Source organism: Rhodanobacter glycinis, assembly GCF_900114325.1.
Classification (GTDB): Bacteria; Pseudomonadota; Gammaproteobacteria; order Xanthomonadales; family Rhodanobacteraceae; genus Rhodanobacter_A; species Rhodanobacter_A glycinis.
Genome location: NZ_FOSR01000015.1, coordinates 56013 through 68483, shown reverse-complemented (window position 1 = coordinate 68483; position 12471 = coordinate 56013). Strand labels below are relative to the sequence as shown.

Sequence of the window (12471 nt, the reverse complement as noted above, 5' to 3'; positions counted from 1 at the left end):
GGCCGAAGGCGGTTTTGCGCATGTTTGCGGAGCTTTTCCATACGGCTTTGCGCAGTCCGGTGCAAGTGCTTCCCGGATATCACCTGAACCGTGGGAAGCCTTGGTATTCCTAGTGTTGCGGAGCCTGAGGGGCACTGGTATAAAGAGTCACCGCAACCAATGCACCGCCGTTCGAGGGTGTTGCGATGCGGGGCCGCGAGGCGGCACCTTCGAGGAATCAACCATTCGATGGTGGTGTCGTTTCGTCCCAGACTGACCATGCGGGCCGCACAAAAACGTTTAAGGGAGTGACTCAATGAATAAAACCGATCTGATCAACGCCATCGCCGAGAAGGCCGAGCTCACCAAGGCCGATTCCGGCCGTGCCCTCGAGGCTTTCTTTGAAACCGTCCAGAAGGCCCTGAAGAAGGGTGACGACGTTTCGGTGGTCGGCTTCGGCACCTTCACCGTGCGCAAGCGCGCTGCTCGTACGGGTCGCAATCCGCGCACCAACGAGACGATCAAGATCAAGGCTTCGAAGGTTCCTGCCTTCAAGGCTGGCAAGACGCTCAAGGACGCCCTAAACTAAGCGGCTTCCGCTTGGTTTTGGGTGCTTAGCTCAGCGGTAGAGCGTCGCCCTTACAAGGCGGTGGTCGTAGGTTCGATCCCTACAGCACCCACCAGAAATGCGGAGCGGTAGTTCAGCTGGTTAGAATGCTGGCCTGTCACGCCGGAGGTCGCGGGTTCGAGTCCCGTCCGCTCCGCCAGAGAACGCAAGGGCGCCCACGTGGCGCCCTTGTCATTTATGCTAGGGGTTCTTGTGCCCGGCCTCCCGGGTACCACCATCATTCGAATTGCGGGAAGAGTTCATGCTGCAGGCAATGAGTGAGAAGATGAAGGGGTGGCCAGCCATCATCGTGCTGGGCGTTGCCACCTTCGCGATGTCGTTTTTCGGCATCGAAGGTTATTTCAGTTCGCGCGTGGATACCTACGTGGCGAAAGTCGGCAAGCATGAGATCAGCCAGCAGCAATTCCGCGACCGGATGAACCAGATCCGCCAGCAGGCAATGGCCCAGGAAGGCGACCAGTTCGATGGTACGGCCTTCGAGAAACCCGCCAACAAGCGCCGTATCCTGGATGCGATGGTAGACCAGCAACTGCTGCTCAAGGCCAATGGCGACCTTGGCATGCGCGTGTCGACCCAGGCGCTGCGCGACGCCATCGCGAACGTGCCGGCCTTCCAGGTCAATGGCAAGTTCGATCCCGAGACCTATCGTTCGGTGCTGGCCGCCAATCGCATGACGCCGGAAATGTTCGAGGAGCAGCAGAGCTCGAGCATGGCGGTTGCGTTGTTGCCCGATGCGATCAACGACAGTGCCATCGTCACCGATGCGGACATGGACCGTTACCTCGACTTGCAGCTGCAGCGTCGCGACGTGCAGTACTTCACCTTGCCCCGTCCCGCGCCGGCAAACAGTACCGTGACCGACGACGAGATCGCCAGCTACTACAAGGGTCATCAGGCCGATTTCATGCGGCCGGAACAGGTATCGCTGAAATACATCGAAGTGAACGACGCCGACCTCAAACTCGATGCGCAACCCAGCGAGGACGAGCTGAAGAAGCGTTACCAGGACGAAAAGTCGCGCTTCGTACAGCCGGAACAGCGACTGGTTTCGCACATCCTGATCAACGTGCCGAAGAATGCCACGCCGGCGCAGCAGAAGGCCGCACTGGCCAAGGCCGACAAGATCGCTGCCGAAGCCACGCCCGCCGATTTTGCCGAATTGGCCAAGAAGGATTCGGACGACCTGGGTTCGAAGAGCCAGGGCGGCAACCTGGGCTGGCTGCAGAAGGGCGTGACCAACGCCGCCTTCGACACGGCCATGTTCTCCTTGAAGAAAGGCGAGATTTCCAAGCCGGTGCTGTCGCCCGAGGGTTACCACATCATTTACCTGCGTGATGTCCAGAGCGGCAAGATCAAGCCGTTCGACCAGGTGCGGGCCGAGCTGGCGCAGGAAGCCATCAAGGCGGACCGCGAGCACAAGTTCAATGAAGTGGCGGGCAAGCTGGCCGACGCGAGCTACCAGACCCCCGGCTCGCTGGACACGGCGGCCAAAAACCTGGACCTGCCGGTCAAGACCACCGGTCTGTTTTCCCACAGCGGTGGCACCGGGATTGCCGCAAACGCCAAGGTCATCGCCGCGGCGTTCTCGGACGACGTGCTGGCCCAGGGCAACAATTCCAGCCTGATCAACCTGGGCACGGATGACGCCGTGGTGGTGCGTGTGGACAAGCACGAGCCGAAGGCCGTGCGCCCGTTGGCCGAGGTCAGCGACAGCATCAAGCAGAAGATCCTCGATGATCGCGTGATTGCCGCCGCGAAGCAGCGTGCCGATGGCTTGCTTGCACGCCTGCGCAAGGGCGAGGACATCCAGGCCGTGGCGAAGTCCGCGGGGGCCAACGTGGTGAGCGTCAGCGATGCCATGCGCATGCCGCGGGCGCCGTCAGCCCAGAGCATGCCCGCGCAGGTTCGCAGCCAGGCCTTCCTGTTGCCGCATCCGGCCAAGGACAAGCCGGAGTTCTCCAGCGTGGCCGTGGGTGACGGGGTCTTCGCCATCGTGGGCGTGGACAAGGTGCAAGGTGGCGATCTCGCCAAGATCACGCCGGCCCAGCGCGAGCAGCTGCGCAATCAGATGGCTCAGGCATTCGGCAATATGGCGACGCACGGTTTCATCGACATCCTGAAGGCGAAGACGCCGGTCAAGATTGCCGAGGATCGGATGTAATCCCGACGAATACGGTGAATCCGTGACGGATTGAAAAGGGCAGCCCGCGGGCTGCCCTTTTTGCATGGGCGTTTGCGGTGTGGGAGCGGGGTTGGGCGATTCGTGCGAGCGACCCGGGGGTGGCGGTCCAAGACAAAAGCCGTCGAGCGCATCATGGATGCATGCCGACGGAAGCACGGTGTCGGAATCCGTCGCCGCTGCTGTCCATGGTTGCGGGTCGAATCCTGGCGTCCGGGGTCGTGCGAGACCGGGATCAGCCTGGTGCGCTGACCTTGAGCACCTGGCCGGGTTTGATCTTGTGCTTGTGCAGGTGGTTCCAGCGTTCGAGTTTGGCCACGCTTATCGAATAATGGCGGGCGATCGACCACAGGCTTTCGCCGGGGCGCACGGTGTGATGGCGCGTTGGCGTGGAGGATGCCGATGAATCCAGCGGTGGGGATTGCTCGACCTCGCTCTGCGACGTCGGACCGTTGTCTGGAGACGACAGCGAAGGCAGCGTGATCGGCTGCGGCATGACACTGGCGGTCAGGTTGCCGTCTTCGGCCTGCCGGGCGGCATCGCGCCATTGCGCGGCGCGGTGGCGTGGAAGCAGCAGATGTGCCGGTGTGCTGGCTACCGCGATGTGTCCATTGCGGTAGGCCGAGTTGAGGTGCTTTAGCTTGCGCAAGGGCATGTCCGCGCGCGCGGCTGCCTTGCTCAACGGCATCGGGTGTTTCACTTCGACCGTTTCCAGATGATCCCCTGCTGGCAGCAATGGCAGGCTGACATGGAAACGGGACGGTTCGCGCACCACACAGGCGATAGCCAGCAGCTTGGTCAGGTGTTCGCGCGTCGTGCGTGAAACCGGCAGTTTGGGAATCACGGGCTCGTCTGCTGGCGCGCCATGCTGCTGCACCAACCGGCGCACTGCGAATTCGCCACGGTTATAGGCGTAGTCAACCAGTCGCCAGTCGTGCAGGTCGCCATGGTAGCGACTGAGCAGGGCCATCACGCTTTCGGTGGCTGCGGGTACGTCATAGCGACCGTCGTAATCATGGCCGACCTTCAGGCCGATGGCCCGGGCCGTGCTCGGTACGATCTGCCACATGCCGGCGGCCCGGTGGCGGCCGTGGCCCGATACCGGCTGGAAGTGGCTTTCCACCCAGGGCAGCAGCACAAACTCGCCGGCGACATCGTGCTTGGCGGCGACCTGCTCCACGTAGGTCAGGCGCGGCATGATCTCGCGAACATGGGCTTCAAAACGCTGCGGGTCGCGGGTGTAACGGCGGGCCCAGGAAAGAATCTGCGGGTCGGCATCGCAATCGGACATCGCGAAACTCTGTCGAAGCCTGCTCCAGACGTCCTCGGAATGAGTCGGAAGCAGGGCCTTGACGCGGGCGGGTGCCGTGGGCACGACAGGAGCCGGCAGAATGATCTGTGGCGCGTGACGGGGTCGTGGCGCCGTGGCACAGGCACCCAGCAGGGTGGCCATGGCCAGTGGCAACAGGGATCGCCAGCGCCGGTCGTTCATCCGAATGTGTCCTTGGCGCCGCGCAGCGCGGCGAAGCGGGCAATCCGGTCATCGGTGTGTACTTCGTGACGCCGGCACCAGTCGATCACCGCGTGGCTGTCGACGCGCAGGAACGGATTGGCGGCGAGCTCGTCGGCCAGCGTGCCAGGCACACTGGGTCGGTTCGCCGCGCGAAGCGTCGCGACCTGCTGCACGCGGGCGGCAAGCGCGGCATTTTCCGGCTCGATGGTGCTGGCAAAGCGCCCGTTGGCCGCCGTGTATTCATGGCCACAGCACACCCGCGTGTCGCCGGGCAGGGTCGCGAGTCGGTCCAGCGACGCCAGCATCTGCGCCGGGGTTCCCTCGAACATGCGCCCGCAGCCCAGGCTGAACAGGGTGTCGCCGCACAGCAGCACGCCTTCGCCCACGTATGCCACGTGGCTGGTGGTATGGCCGGGAACCGCGATGACCCGAAACCGTGCGGCGGGGGATGGGAGCATCACGGTATCGCCGTCAGCCACGTGGTGGGTGGCCAGGTCGATGCGCTCGTCGGCGGGTGCATATACCGGCACGCCATGCGATTCGCGCAATGCCGCCGCGCCGCCAATGTGATCGGGATGATGATGCGTCAGCAGGATCGCGCGAAGGGTCAGCCCCGAGGCGGCAAGCGCCGCCTCGACCGGAGCCGACTCGCCCGGGTCGACAACCAGTGCCGAGCCATGCCCGTCGTGCAGCAACCAGATGTAGTTGTCGGCAAGGGCCGGGATCGGTACGACGTGCAAGTGGACGCTCCGCGCAAGGGCCTGGAACAGTCGTCGTGACGGCCATGTCCAGGCGAAGTCCCCGACTATAAGGCCCGGTGTCCGCTCTCTCGTTAGGTGACGGTTAAATGCCCGTTCGGTCATTCAGCCTCGTGCGGTGGTTCGTCTTTGCATCGCCAACCAGTACACTGACCGGGTTTCCGCCCCGCGACGAGCCGTTCGACGCATGTCAAAGCGTGACCACGACATCTATGCCAGCGCGCCCATGAGGGGATTGCTGGCCGAGGAGATGGCCGCGCTGATGCCCATGCTGCAGCGCTGCGCGGGAACGCGCGGCCTGCTGGTGTCGGCCGCGCCCGATGACGCGCCGCCCGCCTTGCCGCTGCTGGGGCACTGGACCCGGCTTCGCCTGTCCGGGGAGCGACTTGGTGGCGATGTGCGCGCCAGCCCGCGCGAGCCGATGCCGTTCATCGACGACGCCTTCGACCTGGTGCTGCTTCGGCACGCGCTGGAAATGGCGCCGCTGCCGCCCGCCTTGCTTGGCGACATCATCCGATGCCTGGCACCGGGCGGCGTGCTTGCGTTGACCGGGGTGCACCCGTTCGGCGGCTGGTCGCCGTGGTGGCACTGGCGCATGCATGGCACCGAGGCTCACTTGAACACGCCATTGCAACTTGGCGGCTGGTTGCGGCGGGCCGATTTGCTGGTCGAGCGAGTCCAGCGCGTGGGTCGGTTGTGGCCAAGTCTGCAGGTCGATGCGCACGCGAACGTCCATCCGCTGGGAGGGGGGTACGTGCTGGTGGCACGCAAGCGCCGCTCCATGAGCCAGCCGATACGATTGCGCCAGCATTCCGTGCCGGCACGCGCCGGGACCAGCCTGGCTTCCGGCGCCAGGCGAAGCTCGGCCGCGTGATCCCGAGCATGGGCCGCAGAAACGTTCGAGGCGGGGTGCTTCACGACAGCGAAGCTGGCCAAGTACCTGCCTGCGAGGCCGGTTTTTCGACGGTTCGCTGGGCCATGATCACCCTTCTTTCCCCATTTCCAGGAGTTGCACCCGAGTGACTGATGTTGAAGCTTTTACCGATGGCGCGTGCCTGGGCAATCCCGGCCCGGGTGGCTGGGCTGCCCTGCTGCGGGCCGGCGGCAAGGAACGCGTCGTGGCAGGTGGCGAGCCGGATACCACCAACAACCGCATGGAATTGCTGGCCGCCATCAGTGCGCTGGAGGCATTGACGCGCCCGTGCCAGGTGGTGCTCACCACCGACTCCCGTTATGTCATGCAGGGGATCGAGCAGTGGGTGCCGAAATGGCGCGCCAACGGTTGGCGCACGGCCGGCCGCCAGCCGGTGAAGAACCAGGATTTGTGGGAACGTCTTTCCCATGCCACGGGCAAGCATCAGGTGCGCTGGCAATGGGTGCGCGGACACAACGGCCACGCCGAGAACGAGCGCGTGGACCAGGCCGCCCGTGAACAGGCCGAGCAGTATCGCGACGGCAAACGGGACAGGGCATGAGACAAGTCGTACTCGATACCGAAACCACTGGCCTGGAAGTGCGCCAGGGGCATCGCCTGATCGAAATCGCCTGCGTCGAGATGGTCGGACGCCGCCCCAGCGGGCGCAATTACCAGACCTATCTCAACCCGGATCGTGCCATCGACGAAGGCGCGCGACAGGTCACCGGCATCGCCGACGAATTCCTGCTCGACAAGCCGCATTTCGAAGACGTGGTCGAGGAGTTCCTGGCCTACATCGATGGCGCCGAACTGATCATCCACAACGCCAGCTTCGACGTCGGCTTCCTCGATGCAGAGCTGGCGCGCGCTGGTGCCCACTACGGCCGCATCGCCGACCATTGTCCGGTGCTCGATACCCTGGCCATGGCGCGCGAACGCTACCCTGGCCAGCGCAACAGCCTGGATGCCTTGTGCAAACGCCTGGGCGTGGACAATTCTGCGCGCGACCTGCACGGCGGCCTGATCGATGCACTGCTGCTGGCCGAAGTCTATCTGTCGATGACCTCGGGCCAGGTCGCGCTCGACCTGGGGTTCGAAGAGACTGCCGAGTCCCGGGTCTCCAGTGTCCTGCAGCCAGTGGCGCTGACCCGTCGCCCGCGAGTGCTGCGTGCAAGTGCTGACGAATCCGCCGCACACGAGCACCTGCTGGATGCGCTGGACAAAAGCGCCGGCGAGGGTGGGAGTTTGTGGCGGAAGGAAGAATCCGCAGCTGGATGAAGCGTCACGAATGTTGCGTGGACGAGTCCGTGCCGACCCGGCCAACAGCGCCGGTCAAGGTGCGCAGCGTGTTCGACGATTGGACGGCGGCTGGAACGGTTGTCTACTCGTTCAACGCGGTGCGACCGTATTTGGTCAGTCGCAGGTACCCCGCGAGCGTTCGCTCAAGTAGCCCGCGCGCCTCCAGTCCTTCCCACAACTGCGCCGGCACTTCGGCCCGGGGGACTTGCCCACGCGCGGACAGCGCCCGCAGCAGCTCAAGATGAGTGGCGGAAAGTTTTGCATCGTTCACGTGGACACCCTCGGCAAAAGTGAAAGCTGCCCCGTTGCCCATCATCCGCGCCGGGATGATGCCCGGCATCCTGCCGGTGACTCCGTGGCGGGGGGCGTCAGTAGGATGCGATCCACCGGTGGCGCAGGGAATCGGACGACTCCTAATTCTGCTGTGTCCGTCTGTACCCGGTGGTAGGCATCTTGATCACATCCGGCGAGTCCAGGCGGAACCGATGCAAGTTTGTCGACGACGAAGGCAGGATGCCGTAGTCGAACATCGATACAGCCGACGGCCCGTAGGGCGAGGCACAGGGTGTGCCGGGTAACCGGGTGGGTTGTTACCCAGCCATCACTGCCATTAAAGCAAAACGCCCCACGAGGGGGCGCTTTGCTTTAATGGCGGAGAGGGGGGGATTGTTCGGCCCATCCTTGGGCCGAACCCCTCCGCGCTGCGCGCTGCGGGGCCAGCCTGCGGCTGTCCAAATTCGCTCCGGGCGAATTTGTCGAACCGGGTGGGTTCTTACCCAGCCGTCATCACCAGTAAAACAAAACGCCCCACGAAGGGGCGTTTTGTTTTACTGGCGGAGAGGGTGGGATTCGAACCCACGGTACGCTTACACGTACGCCTGATTTCGAGTCAGGTACATTCGACCACTCTGCCACCTCTCCGATGGGGTGCACGGTGGCGCGTGCGAGCCGGCAATCATACGCGGGCAAATCTGCCGTGACAACAGTCGGTGTATCCGGCATGCTGCATCGGCATAACGAGTGCTGCAGGCCATGATCGAATTCGGACACGGAACCCACGTCGGATTGCGCCGTACGCGCAACGAGGACACCTATTACGCCGACGCGGCACTGGGCCTGTTCCTGGTGGCGGATGGCATGGGCGGGCATCAGCACGGCGAAGTCGCCGCGGCGCTGGTGCGCGATGCGGTGGTCGACATGGTGGCGCGGGGGCAATCCCTGGCGGACGCCGTGCGTGGTGCCGGTGCCCGCTTGCTCGGGCATGCGCGTGATCACGGTGTCGATGCACTGCCGATGGGTACGACGGTGGCGGCGCTGCGCCTGGTTGGCGACGGTTATGAAGTGGCCTGGGTCGGTGACAGTCGGGTTTACCTCTGGCAGGACGGTTTGCGGCAGATCAGCCATGACCATTCGCTGGTACAGGAGCTGGTCGCCATCGGCTCGCTCGACCCCGCGCTGGCAGCCCGACATCCGCATCGCAACGTGATTACCCAGGCTCTCGGGATCACGGCCAGCGATCAATTGCACGTTGGCATGGCACGCGGGCAACTGGCGCGCGGCATGGCTTTTTTGTTGTGCAGTGACGGCCTGACCGAGGATGTGGGTGACAAGGCGATCGCCGGCGTGGTCGGGCGCCAGGACCTGGCCGCGCAAGAGTGCGTGGATCACCTGTTGCTGGCCGCCCTCGATGGCGGTGGCAAGGACAATGTGACGGCTATCGTGGCGCGCGTACGCTGACCACGCGTTTGCCGCGGGAGCGATCCGGTTCGGTGCTGCCGGGCTGGGCCGTTTCCGCAAGCTGATTGCTCTGGCGCAGCAGTTGCTCGATCAGGTTCACTTGCCGCGGATTGCCCAGTGGTGCGACCAGTGCCGGCGAAACCAGCGAGACCAGCCGCGCCAGCAGCTCGGCATCGCCGAGTGACTGGCCCATGCTGAGTTCGGCCAGCAGATCGTTCATGTCGTCGGCAGCCAGCATGCCCGACAAGGCCTTCAGCGCGAAGTGCAGGCGCAGGCCCAGTTCGTTGCGGGGGGTTTGGGGCAGGGCACGGGCGAAGGCTTCGAAGAAGCGCTCGAAGATCGGGCGGTAATGACGCTGCAGATAGTCGCGGATAAACGGCGATGCATCACTGTAGACGCGGCCCAGCAGGCGCAGGAATGCGGGGCCACCGGCAGGTGAACGTCCCAGTTGCAATGCCGGCGCGAACAGGATGCCGAGGATGGTCTCGTAATCCGGCACGTGGCCATCGGCTTCGCAGGCGTCGAGCAGGCGCAGGCGGTCCTCGTTCAACCGGTCCAGTCGTTGTGCCAGCAGCTCCTGCAGCATCGCTTCCTTGCTGCCGAAGTGGTAGTTGACGGCGGCGAGGTTGGCCTCGGCGCGCGCGGTGACCAGACGCATCGACAGTGCTTCATAACCCCGTTCGATGAACAACCACTCGGCTGCCTCGAGCAGGCGGTGTCGCGTGTCGACACCGGGCGGATGTTCGCGAACGGCCATGGATTCCCCTTTGCTGCGTCAGTGCTGGACCGGCGCATGGTTCAAACGTGTGTATGACGCTAGCGGTTGCTCGTGGATGGAGCAAGTTGCGTTGCACGATGAAAAGGGCGGGGCGAACGGGGAAACGAAAAAGGCGAGCCCGCGGGCCCGCCTTTTTCATGAGTGACGCGGTGTGCAACCGGGTGCGTCAGGCGGCCTTTTTCTTCGCCAGGCGCAGCCAGGTATCGACCACGGTGTCGGGGTTGAGCGACAGCGACTCGATCCCCTGTTCCATCAGCCATTCGGCAAGGTCGGGGTGATCACTGGGACCCTGGCCGCAGATACCAACGTACTTGCCCTTGGCGCGAGCCGTCTTGATGGCCATGGACAGCAGCTTCTTCACCGCCGGATTGCGCTCGTCGAACAGGCCGGCCACGATGCTGGAGTCGCGGTCCAGGCCCAGGGTGAGCTGGGTGAGGTCGTTCGAGCCGATCGAGAAACCGTCGAAGATCTCGAGGAATTCCTCGGCAAGCAGGGCGTTGGACGGCACCTCGCACATCATGATGATCTTCAGCGGCTTGTCGCCCTGGGCATGGGACACGCCCTGCTTGAGGCCATTCTTTTCCAGCACCTGGACTACCTTGCGGCCTTCCTCCAGCGTGCGCACGAACGGGATCATCACCCACACGTTGTCCAGCCCCATGGTCTCGCGGACCTTCTTCACCGCCCGGCATTCCAGCCCGAAGGATTCGGCGAAGCTGGGGTCGACGTAGCGGCTGGCGCCACGGAAGCCGAGCATCGGGTTTTCCTCGTGCGGCTCGTAACGCGCGCCGCCGAGCAGGTTGGCGTATTCGTTCGACTTGAAGTCGGACATGCGCACGATCACCGGCTTCGGGAATACCGAGGCGGCGATGGTGGCGATGCCTTCGGCCAGACGGTCGACATAAAACTCCACCGGACCGGCGTAACCGGCGATGCGCTCGTCGATCTTCGCGCGGATCTCGGCATCCTGCTTGCCGTACTCAAGCAACGCCCTGGGATGGATGCCGATATGGCTGGCGATGATCATCTCCAGGCGGGCCAGGCCGATGCCGGCATTGGGCAGCATGCCGAAGTCGAACGCGCGCTCGGGGTTGGCCACGTTCATCATGATCTTCAGCGGCGCCTCGGGCATGTCGCCGAGATCGGCGGTGATCCGCTCGAACTTCAGGATGCCCTCGTAGATCGTGCCGGTGTCGCCTTCGGCGCAGGACACGGTGACGTCGGTGCCGTCAGGGATCAGCTCCAGCGCGTTGCCGGTGCCGACCACGGCGGGCACGCCCAGCTCGCGCGCGATGATCGCCGCGTGGCAGGTGCGGCCGCCGCGGTTGGTGACGATGGCCGAAGCGCGCTTCATCACCGGCTCCCAATCGGGATCGGTCATGTCGGCGATCAGCACGTCGCCGGGCTGCACCTTGTTCATGTCGGCCAGCGAGCGCACCACGCGCGCCTTGCCGGCACCGATCTTCTGGCCGATCGAGCGGCCCTCGGCCAGCACCTTGCCCTTTTCGCCGAGGTGGAAGCGCTCTAGCTGGGTGGCGTGTGCGCGCGACTTCACCGTCTCCGGGCGTGCCTGCACGATGTACAGCTTGCCGGTGTTGCCGTCCTTCGCCCATTCGATATCCATCGGACGGCCGTAGTGCTTCTCGATGATCAGCGACTGGCGTGCGAGTTCCTGCACGTCATCGTCGCTGATGCAAAACCTGGTGCGCATCTCGGCCGGGGTGTCTTCGGTCTTGACCCGTTCGCCCGGGGCATCGGAATAAACCATGCGCAACTGCTTGGCACCGATATTGCGACGCAGGACAGCCGGCTTGCCGGCATTCAACGTGGGCTTGAACACATAGAACTCGTCCGGGTTGACCGCACCTTGCACGACCATCTCGCCGAGGCCGTACGAACCGGTGACGAACACCACGTCGCGGAAGCCAGACTCGGTGTCCAGCGTGAACAGCACGCCGGCGGCGCCGATATCCGAGCGCACCATCAGCTGCACGCCGGCGGACAGGAACACGTCCTCGTGCTTGAAGCCCTGGTGCACGCGGTAGGCGATGGCGCGGTCGTTGTACAGCGAGGCGAAGACTTCCTTCACCTTGTGCAGCACGTCGTCGATGCCGACCACGTTGAGGAAGGTTTCCTGCTGGCCGGCGAACGAGGCATCGGGCAGGTCTTCGGCGGTGGCCGAGGAGCGAACCGCCACGGCGATGTTGTCGGCGCCGGCGTCCTTGCACAGCTTGATGTAGGCCTCACGAATCGCCTGGTCCAGCTCGGCGGGCAGCGGGGTTTCGGTGACCCATTCGCGGATTTCCTTGCCGGCGCGGGTAAGTTCATCGACGTCGTCCACGTCGAGGCCGGAAAGGCGTTCCTGGATGCGCTTGGCCACGCCGCTCTTTTCCAAGTATTGCTGGAAGGCATCGGCGGTGGTGGCAAAACCACCCGGCACGGAGACGCCGAGCTTGGCGAGGTTGCCGATCATTTCGCCGAGCGACGCGTTCTTGCCGCCGACCTTGCCAAGGTCGGTCATGCGCAGTTGGTCCAGCCAGAGCACCAGGTTGTTCAAGGGAGTCTCCTTAAAGAGCTCGATAGTGGTAAAGACGTCGGGCGGCGCTGGAATCAGGCCGCGCAAAGACTGGTATTGTCCGCTGTCGATGGTGCGTGGCACAAGAAGACCATTGCAAACCATCGCC

Annotated in this window: 11 protein-coding genes and 3 tRNA genes; 8 read left to right on the top strand and 6 right to left on the bottom strand. The window is 64.2% G+C overall.

Going from position 1 to position 12471, the window contains the following annotated elements; all coding sequences use genetic code 11:
* The first annotated feature begins 295 nt into the window (after positions 1-295).
* From BMY90_RS14255 to BMY90_RS14240, 4 genes are all read left to right on the top strand, one after another.
* On the top strand, positions 296-568 hold the full coding sequence (locus BMY90_RS14255; protein ID WP_008215382.1) for an HU family DNA-binding protein: 273 nt from the start codon (positions 296-298) through the stop codon (positions 566-568).
* A gap of 19 nt (positions 569-587) precedes the next feature.
* Positions 588-662: transfer RNA gene (locus BMY90_RS14250), tRNA-Val, on the top strand.
* Positions 663-669: 7 nt separating this feature from the next.
* A tRNA-Asp gene (locus BMY90_RS14245) sits at positions 670-746 on the top strand.
* Positions 747-848: 102 nt separating this feature from the next.
* Positions 849-2768 carry a SurA N-terminal domain-containing protein gene (locus BMY90_RS14240; protein WP_092704874.1) on the top strand — a complete coding sequence of 640 codons (1920 nt, stop codon included), beginning with the start codon at positions 849-851 and terminating at the stop codon, positions 2766-2768.
* A 253-nt stretch (positions 2769-3021) separates the two neighbouring features.
* On the opposite strand, the gene BMY90_RS14235 is transcribed toward BMY90_RS14240, so the two are convergent.
* The gene (locus tag BMY90_RS14235) at positions 3022-4278 is read right to left on the bottom strand and encodes a transglycosylase SLT domain-containing protein (protein ID WP_245735051.1); all 1257 of its coding nucleotides are present in this window, start codon (positions 4276-4278) and stop codon (positions 3022-3024) included.
* Positions 4275-5039: a hydroxyacylglutathione hydrolase gene (gene gloB / locus BMY90_RS14230; protein ID WP_092704872.1), complete on the bottom strand. Its 765-nt coding sequence runs from the start codon at positions 5037-5039 to the stop codon at positions 4275-4277. The genes BMY90_RS14235 and gloB overlap by 4 nt, the downstream gene beginning before the upstream one ends.
* A 205-nt stretch (positions 5040-5244) precedes the next feature.
* Between gloB and BMY90_RS14225 the strand changes: the two genes are divergently transcribed.
* The 3 genes from BMY90_RS14225 to dnaQ all read left to right on the top strand — a co-directional run bounded on the left by BMY90_RS14225 (position 5245) and on the right by dnaQ (position 7251).
* On the top strand, positions 5245-5931 hold the full coding sequence (locus BMY90_RS14225) for a methyltransferase domain-containing protein (protein WP_092704870.1): 687 nt from the start codon (positions 5245-5247) through the stop codon (positions 5929-5931).
* 145 nt (positions 5932-6076) lie between these two features.
* Positions 6077-6532 carry a ribonuclease HI gene (rnhA, locus tag BMY90_RS14220; protein ID WP_008209854.1) on the top strand — a complete coding sequence of 152 codons (456 nt, stop codon included), beginning with the start codon at positions 6077-6079 and terminating at the stop codon, positions 6530-6532.
* Complete coding sequence (gene dnaQ / locus BMY90_RS14215; protein ID WP_092704868.1) at positions 6529-7251, top strand: DNA polymerase III subunit epsilon; 723 nt, start codon at positions 6529-6531, stop codon at positions 7249-7251. The genes rnhA and dnaQ overlap by 4 nt, the downstream gene beginning before the upstream one ends.
* A gap of 103 nt (positions 7252-7354) precedes the next feature.
* Here the strand turns inward: dnaQ and BMY90_RS14210 are convergent, their stop codons facing one another.
* Positions 7355-7612 carry a hypothetical protein gene (locus BMY90_RS14210; protein ID WP_092704865.1) on the bottom strand — a complete coding sequence of 86 codons (258 nt, stop codon included), beginning with the start codon at positions 7610-7612 and terminating at the stop codon, positions 7355-7357.
* A 491-nt stretch (positions 7613-8103) separates the two neighbouring features.
* A tRNA-Ser gene (locus BMY90_RS14205) sits at positions 8104-8193 on the bottom strand.
* 111 nt (positions 8194-8304) lie between these two features.
* Here BMY90_RS14205 and BMY90_RS14200 point away from each other — a divergent pair.
* Positions 8305-9009, top strand: coding sequence for a PP2C family protein-serine/threonine phosphatase (locus tag BMY90_RS14200; protein ID WP_037101152.1), 705 nt, complete (start codon positions 8305-8307; stop codon positions 9007-9009).
* Here the strand turns inward: BMY90_RS14200 and BMY90_RS14195 are convergent.
* Both BMY90_RS14195 and ppsA read right to left on the bottom strand, forming a co-directional pair.
* Entirely contained in the window at positions 8987-9766 is a 780-nt protein-coding gene (locus BMY90_RS14195) for a TetR/AcrR family transcriptional regulator (RefSeq protein ID WP_008213851.1), read from the bottom strand. The genes BMY90_RS14200 and BMY90_RS14195 overlap by 23 nt on opposite strands.
* A gap of 187 nt (positions 9767-9953) precedes the next feature.
* Complete coding sequence (ppsA, locus tag BMY90_RS14190; protein ID WP_092704863.1) at positions 9954-12344, bottom strand: phosphoenolpyruvate synthase; 2391 nt, start codon at positions 12342-12344, stop codon at positions 9954-9956.
* Positions 12345-12471 lie beyond the last annotated feature (127 nt).

What these genes read in the sequence shown, in the direction of transcription:
- BMY90_RS14255 (WP_008215382.1), top strand. Translation starts at nt 296, where the DNA reads ATGAATAAAACCGATCTGATCAACGCCATCGCCGAGAAGGCCGAGCTC.
- BMY90_RS14240 (WP_092704874.1), top strand. Translation starts at nt 849, where the DNA reads ATGCTGCAGGCAATGAGTGAGAAGATGAAGGGGTGGCCAGCCATCATC.
- BMY90_RS14235 (WP_245735051.1), bottom strand. Translation starts at nt 4,278, where the DNA reads ATGAACGACCGGCGCTGGCGATCCCTGTTGCCACTGGCCATGGCCACC.
- BMY90_RS14225 (WP_092704870.1), top strand. Translation starts at nt 5,245, where the DNA reads ATGTCAAAGCGTGACCACGACATCTATGCCAGCGCGCCCATGAGGGGA.
- dnaQ (WP_092704868.1), top strand. Translation starts at nt 6,529, where the DNA reads ATGAGACAAGTCGTACTCGATACCGAAACCACTGGCCTGGAAGTGCGC.
- BMY90_RS14210 (WP_092704865.1), bottom strand. Translation starts at nt 7,612, where the DNA reads ATGCCGGGCATCATCCCGGCGCGGATGATGGGCAACGGGGCAGCTTTC.
- BMY90_RS14200 (WP_037101152.1), top strand. Translation starts at nt 8,305, where the DNA reads ATGATCGAATTCGGACACGGAACCCACGTCGGATTGCGCCGTACGCGC.
- BMY90_RS14195 (WP_008213851.1), bottom strand. Translation starts at nt 9,766, where the DNA reads ATGGCCGTTCGCGAACATCCGCCCGGTGTCGACACGCGACACCGCCTG.